This is a genomic window from Ketobacter alkanivorans (genome assembly GCF_002863865.1).
GTDB lineage: Bacteria > Pseudomonadota > Gammaproteobacteria > Pseudomonadales > Ketobacteraceae > Ketobacter > Ketobacter alkanivorans.
On sequence record NZ_CP022684.1, the window covers coordinates 1157637 to 1176292 of the forward strand.

Consider the following 18656-nt stretch of genomic DNA (forward strand, 5'->3'; position numbering starts at 1 on the left):
AGCATCACAGTGTTTTCAAATATTCGACTACGGCCCGCGTCTCGATTTCATTCAACACCTGTGTAAATTCATGCCCCGAATTACTGTTACTGAAGTCATGGGTATTGAATATTTTACGACGATCGATTTGAGCCTGAGTGCCATAAGGCTTGCTTAAGTACCCCAATATCCAGATGTCGTCTTTTAAACTGTCAAGCCAACGATACAGCAGGTTATTGATCACTCGGTTGTCTCCGCTGCACTCCTCTGGTGTTGAGTCCAGACGGCTACAATACTCGTGATATTTCCAACCCACTTGATCCTCCAGATCGTAAGAAGCCAAACTCATATCATAACCTTTGACTCGACCTTCCACAGGAGAATCGTATCTGCGCCATATGGCTGGTCGTTCTTCTGGCTTCAAAACCTGACGCAATGTTGGAACTGAACCATTGTGCAAATAGGGCGAAGATGCCCATACGCCATACAAAGGTGGGGCCAGGTACCCGACCTCCTCAATCCAGCCACAGGCTCCCTGCAGCGGGCGACCATTAGGGTTGATAATCGGTGATGCAAAATCATCGATGTATTCCTCAAGAGCACCTTTGTCTTCTGGTGGAATATAACCATCAACACCATCAGGATAACCCCACCAGGTACTTCTAAATACCGCGCGAACTTGTGCCGAAATTGAAACCGCACGCGCAGGATCGGTGCCAATGATATCCAAGGGAACTAAATAGCTGGCCACCCCTTCCAGAGCAGGATGCTCAAGAAAGGCCTCATCATGCACGTAACGGGGGGAATACACACCGTGGCACCCGGCGCAGGAGCCATTCCCTTCCGGCTGAGGAATATCCACATTATGGTTGTCCGCCCAAAGGTTCTTGTTATGAAATATGATGGCTCCCTGCTCCGCCAAAGATTGGTCAACTTCAGCAGGAAACACTGGTGCAACCTGAGCATCAACGTAAGCCTGCAGATCTTGATCATGCTCTTCAGTAACGGCTCTGCGCCTGGCTCCGCTCTGCAACAAATTAACTTGATCTGCTGCTGCCATATCAATGCGAGTCGAATCCACGGAAACACCACCATCAAAGAATTTGCGCGGCCGATGACTGGTGTTCCACCAGTTCGGCATATCCTGATTACCATGATAGGAATGATTGAACGGCAACTTAATAGGATTCGGAGCAAGTGACAGCGTATCCACATCCCATATCAGCGTCAGCAGATCGAAAGCACCTACTGCATTGGAAGTGCCCCGCGTATTGTTCAACGAAACAGGCAACAACCCACCAATCAGACCTTTCGAAATATCCCGCATAAAAATCATCATGTCTGTATTGGTATTACCCATGCCCGGAATAGGCCCAAGCCCTTCACCCTCCTGTGCATAGCCTATCTGACCACCGTGGCAGATGTAGCAATTCATGCTGATTTTACCGTTGAAATTGCCATCCTCGTCTCGCCCTTGAATTAGCCCCATAGGCAACTGACCGCTTCCGCCACTGGAGTTAACGGGATCTTCATCGGGCAAAGGGTACGGGTTGGCATAAGGTGCGGGGTTAAAGCCGTAACGCTCAGTCAGCAATTGATCAAAGTTAGCTGGACGCTCACGTAAGCCCCATTGCTTCCAAAGGGAGTTCAGCGCGTTAGCAGAAATCGACAAATCGGTCATAGCGGCACGTTGATTTGCAAAGTAATCACCCGCTGCCACTCGTGCTTTATACTCGCCACAGGTTTTTGGTGCCTGTTCACGCTCTGGCAGGTTTACATGGCAATCTTCGAAATAGGCATTGAAGTGCACAGCCTTTCCTTGGTTCACACCAGCCTGAACCAAGGTGCGAGGGTCAGCAGGTAGCTCGGTGGCATCGCTATTGGACTCGCAGAATTGATTCCACAGATGGTTACCATGAGAACTTCCCAGCAGAGGCAGACCGGATACTGGCGGAACGGGTGGCACCTCAGGCACCGGCCCAGCAGTTAATGGACAATCATCAGGCTGATCCCAGCAGGACAACAAAGTAACAACGTGACTGTAAGCACCCGAATCCACACCCCAGGTTTTCCCACCTGTATGTGGCTCTGATGGGTCGGAGTTCTCGGTCACCAAAGGGTTTCGTTCTACACCACCGCCCAACGCAAGCCATGCCTGCTCGAAGCTGACATAATGACTCTGCCCTGACAGCAAGGTAAAGCGTCGACCTTCATCAGTATCTGCCACCCCACCAGGCGAATGACACACACCACAGTAATCCATTTGCGGCTCAATATTTTGAACGAAGTACGCAGTCAGTACAGCTGAGTCATCCGGCTCATTAGAATCGGAGCCTGCTGGATTCAGTTCCGCCGATACATCTTGCCCTGATCTTTCATCCCCACTGTAGTCTCCACCGCAACCTGACAAGACACCACTGAATACAACCAGAAAAACCAAAATCACTTTGAAAATAGTCGGATACGTTTTTTTCACAATCCATGCTCCCGCTTATCTGAAGTCTATTTTCGCGTTCTCATCACAGGAGATAGATCCAACAACGGACGATGGCTACGATGACACGCAGAGTACTCGGGTGGCGGGAGCGGTTTCAAGATTAGGGCTGGCCAATGGCGACACCGGCGTGCCATACTGATTCTGCGTATTTAAAACATGACTCAGCTGGGAAGTTTGGTCACAAAATAGTGAATGATATGTTTGCAGCCTTGCTACTTTTTGGCTGCTTTTGAGGGACGCATCATGCCTGCACCAACGGTTGCATTTGAGCTGTATGACGCAGTGTTCCAGTATATGGAACAACTCGGACATTCCGAGCATACGCTGTGTGAGAAACTCAACGTTAAATCCAAATTCGACTACAACCACAACGGCCGAATCCCCCTTTTACTTTATGAGCAGGCATTTATTGCCGGTGAGAATCTAACCGACGATCCCGCCTTCGGCATGAGAATGGGAGGCTCAGGGTTTCCTGCTCATCTCGGGGTATTCTATTATCTGTCGATGACAGCCAAAGACGTCAGCCAGGTAATGTGCGCCATCAGCAAGTTTTTCCCTTTAGCCTTTGATTTCATCCGACTGGATATGGAAACCAATGACAGCCACCTGAGAACCACCTTTTTTTACAACTGTCCACGCCCTCATCGTCACGTTATCGAATACATCACGGCGTATTGGTATCGAGTATCCAGCCAGATGAGTTTTAATGTCGATAACGTTCCTCGCACGCTGTATCTAAAAAATACCCAGCACTGTGAAAACCCCGTGGTACATTCCATTTTTCAGTCTACCGTCATACTGTTTGATCAAGATGAAGATCGCTTCGATTTAAATCTCGAATGCCTGGGTTATCACTCAACTCTGACAAATGAAAAACATTTCACCTTATCTGAGAGTCGCGCGGTTAACCTGCTGATGCAACTGCGATCGCAGGATCGAATCGCCAGAGAAATCTGCAACCATGTAGCTGATATGTTGGATGCGGGCGCCCCCAGCATTGAAAACGTTGCCAGCAAAATGAATTGTTCCGGCAGGACACTGCAACGCAGACTGGCCGAGCGTAACCTAAGCTACCAGATGCTGCTTGATTATGTGAGGAAAGACCGGGCAATCGACTTATTATGCAAAACCACTTTGCCCATCACAAAGATCGCCATACGCACCGGGTTTGCCGATGACAGCACCTTTCATCGAGCGTTTCGGCGCTGGACTGGAATGTCCCCCGGCAGCTATCGCCACTAAAGGGATTAGCGACTTATAGCCGCTTGATTTTTTTGAGGTGCCCAACGCAAGAACACCTGCAATTTACGGAAGACATCTTTGCCCACCATGCCGGGTGTCACCAACAGATGGCGCGCACGGCCACCGTCAGCTTTCAGACTAAGGCGAATGAAATAACTATCAAGGTGAGACCGGCCCGATAATTGGAACGGGCCCTGCTCTTGGCTATTTCTGGTACGAATATACCATCCATCCGGCCCAAGCCAGACCCGCAGAACCGAACGATCCAACAGCAGAAGCCCCCGCTTCGCAACGGTTACACCTAAGGAGGCCACCCATAGTGGCAACAACAAAAGGAAGGCAGCGGGCAACATCCAGATCGCAACAAGAACACAAAAATGAAGCGCTAACAGCACTAAAACAAACACCGCAGAAGGTCTGAAAGTTATATCAGGTACCCACACGATTCAGCACCATGGCAACAATATGCGCCAAATCAGGCTGCTCTGGCCTGGAGCGATGAGTGAACCACTCAAACATTTCCACATCGTGCTGATCAAGCAACTTTTCAAATAACAGCTTGTCATCTGCACTAAGCTCAGGATAGCGTTCTTCAAAGAAAGGCAGTAACAGCACCTCAACCTCTTTTATTCCCCGACGACACTGCCAGCGCAGGCGGCGCACATGTTCTTCCTGACTCAGGTTCTGGTTAGACATAGCGATAAACTCCAATTCTGTGGCGGCATTATAAAGAATCCTTGAGTGATCACCTAATAGTGCGACGCTGACTTTTTCCAATACTCGCCGTATGATGGCGCTTGTTACCATGCCATATCCACTTAAGGGGACTCTATGTGGTCTGACCATATTACCGTCAAACAGCAAGATACGTGGGGAGCCTATATCAATGATATTGACACAGAAGCCGCCATCGTCGAACAGGGCTCCACCTATGCGGCTTTGCTCAATTGCCTGACCGTCATCGAGGTCAGCGGCGAGGAAGCCGCCACCTTCCTTCAGGGGCAACTGACCTGCGACATCAACCTGGTTAACGAGCGCCAAGCCAAATTGGGTGCCCACTGCAATCAGAAAGGTCGCGCCCAGACAACTTTTGTTTGTGGTAAACGCAATGACTCCTATTTTTTAGTACTGCCCAGCGATCAGGAAACCGCCACCACCAAAGAATTAGCCAAATATGCCCTGTTCTCAAAAGCACAGATTTCGGTCAACCACGAGTTTCTGATAATGGGGCTGGCGGGTGCAGAATCTAAGGCGCTGGAACACACGCTGAGTGAGCGTGTTTCAGGTTTGAGCCTGATCTCGGCCCAAAACCTAACCTCATTAGCCTTGATACCCAAAACCTCCGCTCAAGCCTGTATTGACACGCTGCAGGAGCACAAAATCAACCTGGTGGGTGACAATGGGTGGCAGCTTGGACAAATCAACGCTGGAGTCACCCACATCACTGCTGATCAGTCAGAAAAATGGATTCCCCAGGAGCTCAACTATGACCTGATAGACGGCATCAGCTTCAAAAAGGGGTGCTACAAAGGCCAGGAAATCATCGCCCGCATCCACTACCGAGGCCAAACCAAGGTGCGGACCTATGCTCTGGAAATTACCGGCAGTGAACAGGTTCGTATTGGCGACAAAATCATCAGTGAGGCGGGCCAGGGCACCATTCTTGCCGTAGCAAGAGTAAGCGAGCGCACACTGAAGGCGCTTAGCACTTTGAAAATTGAAGCATCTGAATCACAAAACCTGAAGTTAGAACAAAATGATGACTGCCAAATCCGAGTGCTTCCCCTGCCCTATGCTATAACTTAAATAGGTTTAATCGAAATCTATTCAAAAGCATAGGAAGTGGAGTTGCTGATGGCGAGCATCGAAGAAGTCACCCTGCAAGAAATCAACGAGCTTATCGACAACGACCGGCTGGTATTACCCACCCTGCCGGAGGTTGCCCTGAAAGCCAGGGAGACCGCGGAAGACCCCAATGCCTCAGCGGGCGATTTGGCCAAGGTTATCAACAACGATGCGGCCATGACGGCTCGCATTATAAAGGTCGCCAACAGCCCTATCATGAGGGGCTCCCGCGAAATTGAAGATGTACAAATGGCCATCGCCCGGCTTGGCATCACGTGCATTTCCAACCTGGTTACCGGCCTAGCCATGGAGCAGATGTTCCAGGCAACCTCGGACCTGATTGACAAAAGCATGCGGCAATCCTGGCACCACAGCACCGAGGTAGCAGGCATCGCCAATGTGATCTGCAAGCATTACACCAAGCTCAAACCAGATCAGGCCACGCTGGCGGGCCTGGTGCATGAGATTGGAGTGCTGCCAATCCTCACCTACGCCGAGGAATCCGATAAATTGAACGACCCCATCACTCTGCAGAAAGTGATCCACTCAATCCACCCCAAGGTGGGCGTCAAAATCCTGCAGTCATGGGAGTTTCCGAAGGAGTTGATTGATGTCCCAGCTCACTACCGCAAGTTCAATCGTGACACTGGTAGCGACAAGCCCGATTACGTCGACATTGTGATGGTAGCGAATCTGCAGACTTACATGAACAAGCCGGATCACCCCTATATCACTAAGCTGAACTGGAGCGATGTTACTGCATTCAGCCGGGTTGGACTTGACCCCAATATGGAGGATTCAGGCGAAGAAGATCTGGCGGCCGAAATGGAAGCAGCCATGGCCATGCTGCAGGCAGGATAGCGAATAGCTGCTTGATGTACAGATGAATAACGGGGCCTAGTTGGCCCCGTTTTTATTTAAGACTTTTTTAAACCAAGTTTGGATGCTGGAAAAATCCTTTTTACCCCAACCTTGCCGACCATGCTGAGAATAAAGGCTTTTTGCCAACGTACCCATTGGTGTAGCAGACTGGCTTTTCAGTGCAGCTTGCAGAGCAAGCCCTAAATCCTTATTCATCAAGTCAACTTGAAATCCACCGTTATAGTCATTGCTGGCGGGCACCGAATCCATTACACCGGGAAAAGGGTTGTACAACTCCAATGACCAGTTACGACCTGAGCTTTGCAACATAATATCGGACAACACTTTCGGGTCCAATCCATTGTCCACCCCCAGTTGCAGTGCCTCTGCGGTGCCTATCATATGCACTGCCAACAGCATATTGTTGCAGATTTTAGCCGTTTGACCTGCGCCGTGATCACCAGCATGGAATACATTTTTACCCATGTTCATCAGCAGGGGCCTGGCCTGTTCAAAGGCTTGAGCCTCACCTCCCACGATAAAGGTCAGAGTTCCTGCTACAGCACCACCCACGCCTCCTGAAACCGGCGCATCCAGCGTAACTATACCTTTTTCTTTCGCAGCCAATGCTAGATTAATCGCATTTTCCGGCGCTATGGTGGAGCAATCGATCACCAACGTACTGGCACTGATGCTTGCCAATAAACGCTCTTTGTGGATATAGAGATCCTCAACGATTTTGCCTGATGGCAACATGGATACGAGAACATCTATATCTTTAACTACCTCCTGAGGTGAAGCCGCCGCAACCGCCCCCACCTTGACCACATTATCCACCAAGTCAGGCGATAGATCGTACACCTTCACCTGGTGGCCAGCGTTAACCAAATTAATGGCCATGGGCCCACCCATGTTTCCCACGCCAATAAAACCTACGGTTGCCATGCTGTTTCTCCTGTTTTTTATTCAGGCCAGATCGCTGAGGGGGTTATTGCCATCAGCCCACGGCGGCTGGAAATGCTGCTCTACCCATTGCGGATCAACCGCTGCTACTGATGCGTGCTGCCAATTCGGGGCACCATCCTTATCCACTAGCAGGGCCCGCACACCTTCGGGAAAGTCAGGATGCAACGCGCATTGTAGCGACATAATTAATTCCATCTGAAACACCTGCGGCAACGACAATTTTTTTCCTCTTTGAAGTTGCTCAAATACTAGATGTGCAGTGGTGGGGCAACCCGCTTTCAGTGTGGCAACCGCTTTCTGCAACCACTTTTCTTCAGAGACAATAGCAGAAATCTTTTCTACCACCTGAACAGCGCTATCACCATCGGTTACTGCCTGGATAAGATCATAATGCTCACGAACATTACCTTTAGGTAGCTGATCCAGAGCTTCATGCTGGCGTAAAACAGAGCTTACAATGGCGGCATTATCTACGGCCGAATCACTCCACACCTGCTGCTGCAGCAACTCCAGTACTGCCTGCTTTGACGCGCTGGGAACAAACCGATCTGCCATACCCACGAACAGCGCATCCGCCGCATTGAAATTGGCACCCGTAAGCCCCAAGAACAGCCCGGTTCGCCCTGGAGCGTGATTTAAAAACCATGTACCGCCCACATCGGGGTACAAGCCTATTGTGATCTCAGGCATCGCCATGCGAGAGGTTTCGGTGACCACACGATGGGAGGCCCCGGACATCAACCCGATACCACCCCCCATAATGATTCCATGTCCCCAGCAGATAATCGGTTTAGGGTAACGATGAATTCGATAGTCCAGCCGATATTCGTTCTCAAAAAATGCCTGTACAAAAGGCTGAGCCTGCTGTGGGCCTACTTCCGCAATTTTGTCACGCAAACAACGCACATCGCCACCGGCACAGAACGCTTTCTCACCAGCACCCTGCAACCACACACACACCACACTCGCATCCCGCTCCCACTCTATCAATCTGGCATCAAGCAAAGCCACCATGTCCTGAGTCAGGGAGTTGAGTTTCTTTTCCACATTCAATGTGGCTAAACCGATACTCTTGCCATTGCCTGCCGCTAGCAATTCAAATACAACACTGTCTGTCACTGGATAACCTCCGTTGCACCTTCCATCAATGCTCGCCGCGCAATAATCATACGCATAACCTCATTGGTGCCTTCCAGAATTTGATGCACGCGCGTGTCACGCACATGGCGTTCCAGCGGGTACTCTTTGATATAACCATATCCACCATGAATTTGCAGGGCATCATTACATACCGAAAAACCAACATCGGTGGCAAAGCGTTTGGCCATGGCCGAATACACCGTTGCTTCGGAATCATTATGATCCAGTTTAACGGCAGCCAATCGCACCATTTGCCGTGCTGCTACCAACCGGGTAAGCATGTCGGCCAACTTGAATTGCAATCCCTGAAACTCGGCCAGAGACTGGCCAAACTGCTTCCGTTCCAACATATAACGCTGCGCTGCGTCTAGTGCCGCCTGAGCAGTGCCCAGTGAGCAGGTGGCGATATTAATGCGGCCACCATCCAACCCTTTCATGGCAAACTTAAAACCATCGCCCTCACCGCCCACGAAGTTAGCCTTCGGCACCCTCACATTATCAAAAGAAATAGTGCGCGTAGGCTGGCAGTTCCAACCCATTTTATCTTCCTTGCGCCCATAACTGATGCCATCACTGCCAGCTTCCACCAGAAAGCAGGAAATCCCCTTGGCTCCAGGGCCACCAGTGCGCGCCATCACCACCAACACATCCGTAGAGCCAGCACCTGATATAAAACATTTGCTGCCATTTAGCACATAGTGGTCACCATGCAGTTGGGCGCTGGTTTTAAGCGATGCGGCATCAGACCCCGCGTTAGGCTCTGTCAAACAATAGGAAGCCAGCTTCTCACCTGTGCAAAGCAAAGCCCCCCAGCGTTGCACCAATTCCTCACTGCCAAAAGTCGTAACCATCCAGGTACACATGTTATGAATGGTGATATAAGCAGCAGTAGCAGTACAACCGTATGACAGCTGTTCAAAAATAAGATGGGCATCAAGCCGCGACAGCCCCATACCACCTGCAGATTCAGGTGCATAAATACTGCAAAAGCCCAGTTCACCCGCTTTGCGAATCACGTCAACCGGAAAGAAAGCGTCCGCATCCCATTGTGCGGCATTGGGTGTTAATTCAGTTTCGGCAAATTGCTTCGCTGCTTGCTGAAAGGCTTTCTGATCATCGTTCAGTTCAAAGTCCATAATTCACTTATTTCAAATGAATGGTCATATTGGGGCCGCTTGCGGCTATGTCACTTTCAAACCATCTTGCAGTGATGGTTTTAGTTTCGGTATAGAAGCGAATGGCCTGCTTGCCGTAAGCGTGTTGATCGCCATAGAACGACGCCTTCCAGCCGGTGAATGAAAAGAATGGCAGCGGCACTGGAATGGGTACATTAATGCCCACTTGGCCCACTTCGATCTCATGCTGATATTTTCGCGCGGCGGCACCGCTGGCTGTAAAAATAGACGTTCCGTTACCACAGGGATGCTCATTAATCAGCGCAATAGCCTCTTCCAGTGAATCAACGCCGATAACGCAGAGCACTGGGCCAAACACCTCTTCGCTGTAAATGCTCATCTGCGGTGTAACATCGGCAAACAGTGTCGGGCCAACCCAGTTACCATCCGGAAAACCTTCCACCACGCAATCGCTGCCATCCAGCAGACAGGTCGCTCCCTCCTCCTTTCCTTTGGCAATCAGGCTGAGCACTCGCTGTTTCGCCTGCGGACTGATAATCGGTCCATAGGCTGCCTGTTTATCGTTCCATGCCCCTGGACGTATTCCAGCCAACGCCTCTTTTATGTCGTCTACCCAGGCTCTGGCATCACCAACCAACACCGCTACGCTAATAGCCATACAGCGCTGTCCGGCCGCGCCGCAAGATGCGCCAACTATATTGTTTACCACCTGCTGCTTATTAGCATCGGGCATCACCACCATGTGGTTTTTGGCCCCGGCAAACGCCTGCACCCGTTTCATGTTCGCAGTACCCGTTTGATAGATGTACTGCCCTACCGGCACCGAGCCCACAAAGGAAATAGCCTTGATCTCTGGATCAGTCAGCAAGGCGTCAACCTGCTCCTTACGACCGTGAATCACCTGTAACACATCCTTCGGCGCACCCGCCTCAATAAACAGTTCCGCCAGACGCATGGGGGTCATGGGATCCTGCTCAGAAGGCTTTAAAATGAAGGCATTACCGCAGGCAATGGCCAATGGAAACATCCACAGCGGAATCATGGCCGGAAAATTAAACGGAGTGATGCCCGCACACACGCCCAGAGGCTGCGTATAAGAATAAGTATCGATCCCGTTGGCAACGTTCTCAACTGTCTCCCCCATCAACAGGCTGGGAATATTGGCTGCGTGTTCAACCACCTCAATGCCGCGCCACACATCGCCTTTGGCATCCTCAAACGTCTTTCCGGTTTCCTGAGCCAGGATTTCGGCCAGCTCATCGTGATGCTCTTTCAACAGCGCCTGATACTGCAACATCACCCGCGCTCGCGCTGGCACCGGTGTATCCCGCCACACTTTGAACGCAGCCTTGGCAGACGCAATCGCCTGCTGCACCTCATCTGCGGTTGCGCAGGGCACCTGAGCGATTACCTCTTGAGTGGCTGGATTGGTGACATCAATCCAGTCTTTGGAAGCACTGCACTGGAATTCACCGTTAATTAATTGCTGAACTTTGACTGGGGCTGAGTCTGAATTGGGATGAGTCATGAATGATTCCTTAGTGCGATATTCGACATCCTGTATATGTAGCATAGCCCAGAGGCATACACCATTGAGGATTTTGCTTATAATATGGACTATATTGCGTTTAAATAAACAGGTTCACAATGCCCGTATCTTCCAGCTGGCCGCTTAGCCCAGATTCTATTCGCTTCTTCGTGCCACGCTTTGCCAGCGTGCAGCTGTCTACTAACCCATTAACTGAATCTCTGTACATCAACGGCATGGGCTTCTACCCAAACGCCGATGGCCATCACATGACCCGCTGGGAACATGATGATCACCTATTGATGTATTGCAGTGCAGGCAAAGGCTGGGTTCAAGCCCTCAACGAAAGATTCGATGTTAACCCTGGCAGCCTGATCATGCTGCCCAGGGGAGTCGCTCACCACTATGAATCTGATCCAAAAAACCCGTGGACCCTACGCTGGGTGCATTTTACCGGCAAGCATGCACAGGATTATATTGCGAATATGGGCCTGCCAGAAAACGGCTACGTCACAGCGATTGGCTTGCACCCCAAAATCATCAGCGATTTTGATGCGCTGTTTACTGTGCGGGAAACCGGTTACAGCATGAAAGCGCTGATCCACGCCTCTCAAACCCTAAAGCAGAGCCTGACATACCTTGCCCTGCTGACCACCAGCCAGACCCAACAAGCACGCCAGCCAATCGACCTGGAGGCAATACAAACCATCATGGCGGCCAACCTGAATCAAGATTTGGAATTAGATGATCTGGCGGCGGCCGCAAACTTATCCAAATATCATTTTTCCAAACGTTACAAGGATTTAACCGGCTATTCCCCCATCCAACACTTCATTCATTTGAAAATGGAACGAGCCTGTTATTTGCTTGATATCAGCCGTCAACCCATCGCACTGGTGGCGGCTGAATTAGGCTACGAAGATCCACAATATTTTTCAAGGTTGTTCAAAAAGGTAACCGGCGTTTCGCCACGAGAGTACCGCAGCCTTGATGCCGGTTAGAGCCGATACGAAACGCTACTCAGGGACAGACCAATCAATGGGCATTGCACCAATGGATTCCAGATAAGCATTCGCCTTGGAGAAATGTTTACAGCCAAAAAAGCCTCGATAGGCCGAAAGGGGTGATGGGTGAACTGTCTTCAACACACAGTGCTTCTTCGGATCAATGATCTGCCCTTTCTTTTGGGCATAACTGCCCCACAACAAAAACACGATACCCTCACGCTGTTCATTTAACTCTCTAATTGCCGCATCAGTGAACAACTCCCAACCCTTACCCTGATGTGCTGCGGCCTTTGATTGCTCTACAGTAAGCACAGCATTCAGCAACAACACCCCTTGCTGAGCCCAGTGGGTGAGGTTCCCGGTTTTGGGAATCGGCAAACCAAGATCAGCATGAATCTCTTTATAGATATTCTGCAAAGAAGGCGGCAGCGCCACCCCATCCTGTACCGAAAAGCATAACCCATGGGCCTGACCCGGCCCATGATAGGGGTCCTGACCAATGATCACGACTTTCACTTGATCAAACGGCGTTAGATTAAAGGCGTTAAAATACTCTTCCCCTTTTGGGAATATGACCTTTCCTGCCTTTTTCTGCTCCAGTAAGAACTCACGCAACGTCGTCATATACGGCTGCTGAAACTCAGGCAGCAAATGCTGCTTCCAACTGGGTTCGATCTTCACTTGATCCGGCGACATTTATGATTCCTGTTTTTACGTTAAATCAATCAAGGCAGAAACGCTTTCAATTGACGCTTAATCATCTTACAGGCTTTTACTTCGTCAAATTGCTCCGCAGGAACCATCAACGCCTCATGCTCGATCCGGAACACGGTGCCCATCAACAACTCGCCTGCAATATCTGGCTCATCGACTCCAATGACCTTGCACAACTCAACCAACTCATTCAGCAAATAATCGAAATAAGTCTGAGCAATGCTGCGCAAACGGGCATCGCGCAAACACTCGTGCTTGAAAGCCTGTTCTGCGATCATGTGATCACGTTTCTCGTTCAGCTCCAACTTCATAAAGCCGACAATAATCTGCGACAAGCTTTCCAACAGCTGATTGGTCACATCGGGGTTCGCGCTCACCTCTTCCTTGTGCTGCTGAATAAACTCCCCCACATTCTGATAGATGGGTTGCACCACATCACTCATGGCATTTTCAGCAAACAGCGTGAACGTATCGGAAATAAGATCCGAAATATCTTTGAAATAATAGGTAGTGGCCGAAAGCGGCACATCCGCTTCCTTAGCGACGGCCCGATGGCGCACCCCACGGACACCGTCGTTCACCACAATGCGCAGAGCGGCCTCAAGAATAGCCTTGCGTCGCTGTTCACTGCGGGCGCGGGAGGCTTTGCGGCCGCGATAATTAATGGCGTTTTCATCCGACATGGCAGTCATTACCGGTCAATTTACTTGGCTGGCAATGATACAAGAAATTGCGCCCCAGTTCATGGATAGAGACTGGGTAACGCTTTGTTTTTGTGCCCTTTTTTTAAACACGTGGCAAAAAAAGGCCCCACCTGCATGAACTGCAAAGTGGGGCTCCCAGCAAGAAAGTGGATAAGGTAGTTGGTCTGTTGTGCTGCCAATGTAACTATTGCAACGCCCTTGCCAACTCACCAAACTCCCTTATCTTGCTGTTTTTACAGAATTTTAGCCTCGCTTATCAAAAACTAATACTGTTTCCAAACTGATGCGGCAGGTCAAAATTCGACCTTTTACGTCAGGCCAGGCTACGGAACGCGAACCGTGCCGGATCGCCCCCCAAACCATCAAAAATGTTCTTGCGCCGCATGCTGTGGTTTCCCTTCTCTAGCAATTTCTGCAGTACCTGGGGCGCAAAAACCCGGCCTTTAGCTGCAACACGGATCGCCTCCCTAATCAGTTTCACCTTAATGCGATCCGCAGGGGTGGCGTGCAGATTGATATCTTTTGCAACCAACGGCCCTACCAAATACTCACTAAACGCAACCAACAAGCCTTCTGACAGATAAAAAGGTGGCTCCCCCGCCATATCCCGCAACAGCGCTTTGGCCAGCTTTTCGCTATCTGGGCTTGGGCTGTATAAATGAGACGACAACTGTAAAGCCAGCATCTCCTGCTCTTCCAGCCCCGCTGGCAGCAAAGCCTCTTTCACCCCCAGAACATAACCGGCATAGCGCCAGAAATACTGCATCAGGCTCTTTTCCTCATGACTTAGGTTAACGCCCAAACGGCCGATGCCCCTTGCCACCATAAAATCAAACTCCATAACCGTACCGGCCATATCTTCCTGATTTATGGGCTGATCGTACTTTTCCACATCCCATTTACCTGAGTTCCAGAGAAACTGACGAACTGAAGAGTGGGTGAGACGCACCTCCATCAACGTACGATGGCCAATGGAACCCGGTGCAATATTTCCTGTGCCAACCATATTGTGTAGTAACTGCCCTGTTTCATAAATTCGTCGCGTAACATCTTTCTGCAAACGACCGGTTGCCACCAACACCTGAGACGGCTTGTTATAGGCATAACCTTCCACCAGACTGCTGCACAGCAACACCAACCCTTGCAGGGGAGCATAGCGTTTGAACACGCGGCTCCCCTCCTCAAGCACATCAAAGTCCACCCAACCGGGCACGTCGTTGCAGCTATCAAAAAACGCTTGAAAGACACCACCTTCGGACTGAGCACGGGCCTCCACCTGATCATACATGTCCGAGGGACGACCCCGCTTTATCAACGCAGTGCAAGCATCTGCCTGATCATCACAAACCTGTCGCCATTGCTGAAGCCGGGCATGAGAGTAACGATCCCACCAAACTCTCTGCTGGGGGGTTTGCGGGCCTTGCTGGATTCGTTCTAATTCTTCTGGAGTTGGCATACTGACACCGTTTAATAAATGACCGATTGGTTCTCTAAACAGTAGCAAAACCCAACACGGCTGACAAGAACCCGTGAGTTCTATATTTGAGGCGTGCTTCTAGATCTATTAAAAATGTTAATAAAGTTATCCAGAAAAACATTTACGAAAATTGAATCCTATAATAAACGCAGTCGAGTTTCGATTTTATTCGATACCGAAACACTATCCATAACAATAACGACAGCTCAGAATCCATGAACAGTAAAAACGACTGCCCCATCCTGCTTTACTTGTGGAAACAGCGCACCCTTTACATAGGGGAGCTTCCCCATATACCCAACCTTACCCCTGGCGCATCCACATTATTACTGGGAATGGAAAAGCCGTTTCCTATCCGCAACCATAAAACCGGTGAAGAACGTATTGTACGATCGGCATTAATTCCAGCCGGCACCCATTTTGGTGCAGATCCACAGGGTCAGTACATGGTGAATTGTTATCTTGATCCATTGGGTCATGACACGCGGCGCCTGTCGACGTTGATGCAACATCAGTTAGGGGCGATCTGGACTGACAGCATCACAGAACACCATCAGTTGAATGTATTTAACGACATCCTCAAAAGTCGTATGCCACCATCCGAAGCTTATACAGCATTAACTGAGCACGTGTTCCCAACCGAAACCCAGGGCGAGGGGCCGTTAAGCAATGACGCTCGTGTCACCACAGTCATTAACCTCATACAAAATGATCCGCTCTCGAATGTATCCACAGACCGGCTCGCCGAGCAGGCAGGATTGACCCCGTCACAATTGAATCGCTGGTTCAAGAAAATTACGGGGGTACCGGTACGTCGCTACCGACTGTGGCATAGGTTATTTATAACCGCGACGCTTATGGGGCAGGGAAAGAACTTAACCGAAGCCGCCCACGAAGCAGGCTTTTCAGACTCATCTCATCTGAACCATACCTTCCGCAGCATGCTTGGATTGACACCATCATTTGTATTTCAGCGTTCAGATCGACTCCATATATTTGCACACCAAGGACAATAAAAGCGGCAAGGCTCCCAAACTGGGTAGCCTTGCCAAACATCCCACTACAGTGAGTCTAACCAGTCGGCCATTGCGGGAAAGGAAATCGCTGGCGCTGTGTTACCTAACACAACATCCAGATGCGACGTGCCGGGTATAACAATCCAATCGTCCTTATCTGTAGGTGTTTTGCCATTGAATATTAAATCCGACATTCGATCAGGGCTGACACCGCCATCGGACTCAGAAAACACAGCAAACGCCGGCACCGTCAACAAACTCATATGATCGTTGTAATAGTAATAGCCATCGCCAGCCACACGATCCTCAGCGATTAAACGATCTCTATTCTCATAACCATTCTGCCAATGCTCACGCAGCTGATAGTCGTTCAGCCCCCAGTCCGCAAACTGCGCTATCCCACCAACGTAAAAACTTGAAAGACCAATGCGCACCATAAAGTCTTCTACGTACCCGTTGGTATTTCCAGCACTCCAGATTTCCAAAGCACCAAACAAATCCATCCAGGAGGGCAACAACGTAGGGAATGCATGAGCCATATTAGCAATAGTTTTAAATATCAAATCAGTCGCACCAGACACAAGCACCGGCGGCAACACAGATAATACAACGGGTAAAACCGCATCCAGATCCATCTTCACTTCGAGCGCCAAAATATCCCAGCCGACTGCATTATCCAGCATAAAATTGTATGCAAGCTTAGGTGCGCCAGCGGGGTCAATCGCCAAATACCCGGCAACCTGACTATTACGTTGAGCTGCCAGGGAGGCATCTCCCACGACATGAGGCAAGTAGTCTCCCTGACGCACCACTGCCGCATCCATTGTCGTGCCCTGCAAATACTGATAGGCACACATGCTGCCGGTACTGAACCCACCAATGACCGGTTTTCTACCCGTTACGGCACGAACCTTACTGACCGCTGCGGGGTAATCCAACGCACACCATACATCCAGAGTCGTATTGGGATGGCCATCATCCGACTTAAAATCACCTCGCCCAACCCCCCGATAATTTGCCATCCAAACATCGTAGCCACGCAGGTACAAATAATGGGCCAGACTATACATCTTCAGGTTATCTTTCTTGATGGTTGGATCGTTACGCGCCCACGCGGGTGCATCTTCGGGCAATTTATAGTTATAGCTGTTCAACCACAAAGGGGATCGAACATCGAACTGATCAAAGTTATTCATTATTCCCGGAAACAATAAAACCGGCATACTGTTACGATATCCATGGGAAGGGCTGGGCCGATAACGGCGCATCTTTATATCCAGCCCGTCTTGGGTTTTGGCAACATACAACCCTTCAACACCGGCAGCTCCACCACCACATCCAGGCAAAACCATAATCAGGCCCAGCAACATCAGCACTGGAAGCGCATTAGTTATTCTCATCACATATAGTCTCTTATTGTTTTAACTATTATTTTTGATTTACAGAAGGCAAAACAACGCCGCGCCCTGAAATTCAATTTCAAAGCATCCTCGCTGAGCAGCGAACAATTACCTTTCTGATAGGCCACTACCTTAATGCGAGTGTCCGAATTAGACTTGTATGAATTTAACACCCGGCCCGTAAATGATAGACTGGCCGCAATCATTGAATCTCTGCAGGCCTCTCATGCACCAACCCTATGTATCACTCCGCCAGATAGATGAACTGGTTTGCCTTCAAATAGATCACCCAAAAGCCAGGGCATTAGTGGCACTGCAAGGGGCGCAACTGCTGGAATACACACCAGCAGGGGCACAACCTGTTATATGGCTGAGCGAACAGGCAGAATTCAAAAGAGGACAATCCATACGTGGAGGCATACCCATCTGCTGGCCCTGGTTTGGGGATGCACGTAAAAACCCTGAAACGGTACAAGCCATGCTGCCAGAAGGAAACCTGCCCGCTCACGGCTGGGTAAGAAGCAAACCTTGGCTGCTTGACCGAATCAGCAGTGACGATAACGGGGTACACCTGAAACTATGCTTTCCTGAAACACAGTGGCCAGCACCGTTCCCTCAAGGTGTAGAACTGAGCGTAGAAATGAGCATTGGGGAGGAGCTGAACATAGCCCTGCTCACCGAAAACAAATCAGACCAAACCCTAAATATAAGCCAGGCACTGCACAGCTACTTTGCAGTTAGCGATGTTATCCACGCCAGCATTAACAATCTAATACACGTACCCTTTATCGACACACTGAATGACTGGAACGAAAACATCGACCAAGCTCCGATCTGCATTAGCGGCGAGACTGATCGCATATACAAGAACACGCCTGAGATGATTTGCATTGTAGATTCTAAATGGAATCGAGAAATTCAAATTTACTCCAAAGATTCACAATCGGCCGTAGTGTGGAATCCGTGGATTGAAAAAGCCAAACGACTGAGTCAATTTGAGAGCAGTGCATACAAACAGATGCTGTGCGTGGAAACGGCTAATGTATTGAATAATTGTAAGGAGCTACCACCAGGAAGTGGATGGGTATTGCAGACAAACATTGCAAATCACAGCACTCCGCCTATCGCTAACTGTTAGGGGCAC

General features: G+C 49.9%; 17 protein-coding genes. 6 read left to right on the forward strand and 11 right to left on the reverse strand.

Going from position 1 to position 18656, the window contains the following annotated elements; translation table 11 throughout:
- Nucleotides 1–4: 4 nt before the first annotated feature.
- The gene (gene roxC, locus Kalk_RS04905; protein ID WP_101893137.1) at nt 5–2455 is read right to left on the reverse strand and encodes a putative rubber dioxygenase RoxC; all 2451 of its coding nucleotides are present in this window, start codon (nt 2453–2455) and stop codon (nt 5–7) included.
- A 264-nt stretch (nt 2456–2719) separates the two neighbouring features.
- On the opposite strand from roxC, the gene Kalk_RS04910 reads away from it, so the two are divergent.
- Entirely contained in the window at nt 2720–3718 is a 999-nt protein-coding gene (locus tag Kalk_RS04910) for a helix-turn-helix transcriptional regulator (protein ID WP_158643308.1), read from the forward strand.
- 5 nt (nt 3719–3723) lie between these two features.
- Here the strand turns inward: Kalk_RS04910 and Kalk_RS04915 are convergent, their stop codons facing one another.
- Both Kalk_RS04915 and Kalk_RS04920 read right to left on the reverse strand, forming a co-directional pair.
- Nucleotides 3724–4161: a protein YgfX gene (locus Kalk_RS04915; protein WP_158643309.1), complete on the reverse strand. Its 438-nt coding sequence runs from the start codon at nt 4159–4161 to the stop codon at nt 3724–3726.
- Complete coding sequence (locus Kalk_RS04920) at nt 4148–4525, reverse strand: FAD assembly factor SdhE (RefSeq protein ID WP_233716817.1); 378 nt, start codon at nt 4523–4525, stop codon at nt 4148–4150. Before Kalk_RS04920 ends, Kalk_RS04915 begins: the two co-directional genes overlap by 14 nt.
- Nucleotides 4526–4549: 24 nt before the next feature.
- Here Kalk_RS04920 and ygfZ point away from each other — a divergent pair, with 24 nt between their 5' ends.
- Both ygfZ and Kalk_RS04930 read left to right on the forward strand, forming a co-directional pair.
- Complete coding sequence (gene ygfZ / locus Kalk_RS04925) at nt 4550–5524, forward strand: CAF17-like 4Fe-4S cluster assembly/insertion protein YgfZ (protein ID WP_101893140.1); 975 nt, start codon at nt 4550–4552, stop codon at nt 5522–5524.
- A gap of 48 nt (nt 5525–5572) precedes the next feature.
- Nucleotides 5573–6424: an HDOD domain-containing protein gene (locus tag Kalk_RS04930; RefSeq protein ID WP_101893141.1), complete on the forward strand. Its 852-nt coding sequence runs from the start codon at nt 5573–5575 to the stop codon at nt 6422–6424.
- Nucleotides 6425–6460: 36 nt separating this feature from the next.
- On the opposite strand, the gene mmsB is transcribed toward Kalk_RS04930, so the two are convergent.
- Genes mmsB through Kalk_RS04950 form a run of 4 tightly spaced genes read right to left on the reverse strand, consistent with a single transcriptional unit; the run spans nt 6461 to nt 11194 of the window.
- Nucleotides 6461–7369, reverse strand: a complete 909-nt coding sequence (gene mmsB / locus Kalk_RS04935; RefSeq protein ID WP_101893142.1) for a 3-hydroxyisobutyrate dehydrogenase — start codon at nt 7367–7369, stop codon at nt 6461–6463.
- Between the two features lie 21 nt (nt 7370–7390).
- Nucleotides 7391–8509: an enoyl-CoA hydratase/isomerase family protein gene (locus Kalk_RS04940; protein ID WP_101893143.1), complete on the reverse strand. Its 1119-nt coding sequence runs from the start codon at nt 8507–8509 to the stop codon at nt 7391–7393.
- The gene (locus tag Kalk_RS04945; protein ID WP_101893144.1) at nt 8506–9666 is read right to left on the reverse strand and encodes an acyl-CoA dehydrogenase family protein; all 1161 of its coding nucleotides are present in this window, start codon (nt 9664–9666) and stop codon (nt 8506–8508) included. Before Kalk_RS04945 ends, Kalk_RS04940 begins: the two co-directional genes overlap by 4 nt.
- A 7-nt stretch (nt 9667–9673) precedes the next feature.
- Nucleotides 9674–11194 (reverse strand): CoA-acylating methylmalonate-semialdehyde dehydrogenase, encoded by a 1521-nt coding sequence (locus tag Kalk_RS04950; RefSeq protein WP_101893145.1) that lies wholly within the window; start codon nt 11192–11194, stop codon nt 9674–9676.
- Between the two features lie 119 nt (nt 11195–11313).
- Here Kalk_RS04950 and Kalk_RS04955 point away from each other — a divergent pair, with 119 nt between their 5' ends.
- Complete coding sequence (locus tag Kalk_RS04955) at nt 11314–12195, forward strand: AraC family transcriptional regulator (protein WP_101893146.1); 882 nt, start codon at nt 11314–11316, stop codon at nt 12193–12195.
- Between the two features lie 15 nt (nt 12196–12210).
- Here the strand turns inward: Kalk_RS04955 and ung are convergent, their stop codons facing one another.
- The 3 genes from ung to Kalk_RS04970 form a co-directional block, all read right to left on the reverse strand.
- Nucleotides 12211–12897 (reverse strand): uracil-DNA glycosylase, encoded by a 687-nt coding sequence (gene ung / locus Kalk_RS04960; RefSeq protein ID WP_101893147.1) that lies wholly within the window; start codon nt 12895–12897, stop codon nt 12211–12213.
- 29 nt (nt 12898–12926) lie between these two features.
- Complete coding sequence (locus Kalk_RS04965) at nt 12927–13598, reverse strand: TetR/AcrR family transcriptional regulator (protein WP_101893148.1); 672 nt, start codon at nt 13596–13598, stop codon at nt 12927–12929.
- Nucleotides 13599–13932: 334 nt separating this feature from the next.
- Nucleotides 13933–15075: an oxygenase MpaB family protein gene (locus tag Kalk_RS04970; protein ID WP_101893149.1), complete on the reverse strand. Its 1143-nt coding sequence runs from the start codon at nt 15073–15075 to the stop codon at nt 13933–13935.
- A 236-nt stretch (nt 15076–15311) separates the two neighbouring features.
- Here Kalk_RS04970 and Kalk_RS04975 point away from each other — a divergent pair, with 236 nt between their 5' ends.
- Nucleotides 15312–16112, forward strand: coding sequence for a helix-turn-helix domain-containing protein (locus tag Kalk_RS04975; RefSeq protein WP_101893150.1), 801 nt, complete (start codon nt 15312–15314; stop codon nt 16110–16112).
- A gap of 44 nt (nt 16113–16156) precedes the next feature.
- Here Kalk_RS04975 and Kalk_RS04980 read toward each other — a convergent pair whose 3' ends face one another.
- Nucleotides 16157–17512, reverse strand: coding sequence for an alpha/beta hydrolase (locus Kalk_RS04980; RefSeq protein WP_101893151.1), 1356 nt, complete (start codon nt 17510–17512; stop codon nt 16157–16159).
- A gap of 226 nt (nt 17513–17738) precedes the next feature.
- Here Kalk_RS04980 and Kalk_RS04985 point away from each other — a divergent pair, with 226 nt between their 5' ends.
- Entirely contained in the window at nt 17739–18650 is a 912-nt protein-coding gene (locus tag Kalk_RS04985) for a D-hexose-6-phosphate mutarotase (protein ID WP_158643311.1), read from the forward strand.
- Nucleotides 18651–18656: the final 6 nt, after the last annotated feature.

Bases quoted from the DNA above. Each gene is read 5' to 3' on its own strand.
- Kalk_RS04910 (WP_158643308.1), top strand. From the start codon at position 2,720: ATGCCTGCACCAACGGTTGCATTTGAGCTGTATGACGCAGTGTTCCAG.
- Kalk_RS04920 (WP_233716817.1), bottom strand. From the start codon at position 4,525: ATGGTAACAAGCGCCATCATACGGCGAGTATTGGAAAAAGTCAGCGTC.
- ygfZ (WP_101893140.1), top strand. From the start codon at position 4,550: ATGTGGTCTGACCATATTACCGTCAAACAGCAAGATACGTGGGGAGCC.
- Kalk_RS04930 (WP_101893141.1), top strand. From the start codon at position 5,573: ATGGCGAGCATCGAAGAAGTCACCCTGCAAGAAATCAACGAGCTTATC.
- mmsB (WP_101893142.1), bottom strand. From the start codon at position 7,369: ATGGCAACCGTAGGTTTTATTGGCGTGGGAAACATGGGTGGGCCCATG.
- Kalk_RS04945 (WP_101893144.1), bottom strand. From the start codon at position 9,666: ATGGACTTTGAACTGAACGATGATCAGAAAGCCTTTCAGCAAGCAGCG.
- Kalk_RS04950 (WP_101893145.1), bottom strand. From the start codon at position 11,194: ATGACTCATCCCAATTCAGACTCAGCCCCAGTCAAAGTTCAGCAATTA.
- Kalk_RS04955 (WP_101893146.1), top strand. From the start codon at position 11,314: ATGCCCGTATCTTCCAGCTGGCCGCTTAGCCCAGATTCTATTCGCTTC.
- ung (WP_101893147.1), bottom strand. From the start codon at position 12,897: ATGTCGCCGGATCAAGTGAAGATCGAACCCAGTTGGAAGCAGCATTTG.
- Kalk_RS04965 (WP_101893148.1), bottom strand. From the start codon at position 13,598: ATGTCGGATGAAAACGCCATTAATTATCGCGGCCGCAAAGCCTCCCGC.
- Kalk_RS04970 (WP_101893149.1), bottom strand. From the start codon at position 15,075: ATGCCAACTCCAGAAGAATTAGAACGAATCCAGCAAGGCCCGCAAACC.
- Kalk_RS04975 (WP_101893150.1), top strand. From the start codon at position 15,312: ATGAACAGTAAAAACGACTGCCCCATCCTGCTTTACTTGTGGAAACAG.
- Kalk_RS04980 (WP_101893151.1), bottom strand. From the start codon at position 17,512: ATGAGAATAACTAATGCGCTTCCAGTGCTGATGTTGCTGGGCCTGATT.
- Kalk_RS04985 (WP_158643311.1), top strand. From the start codon at position 17,739: ATGCACCAACCCTATGTATCACTCCGCCAGATAGATGAACTGGTTTGC.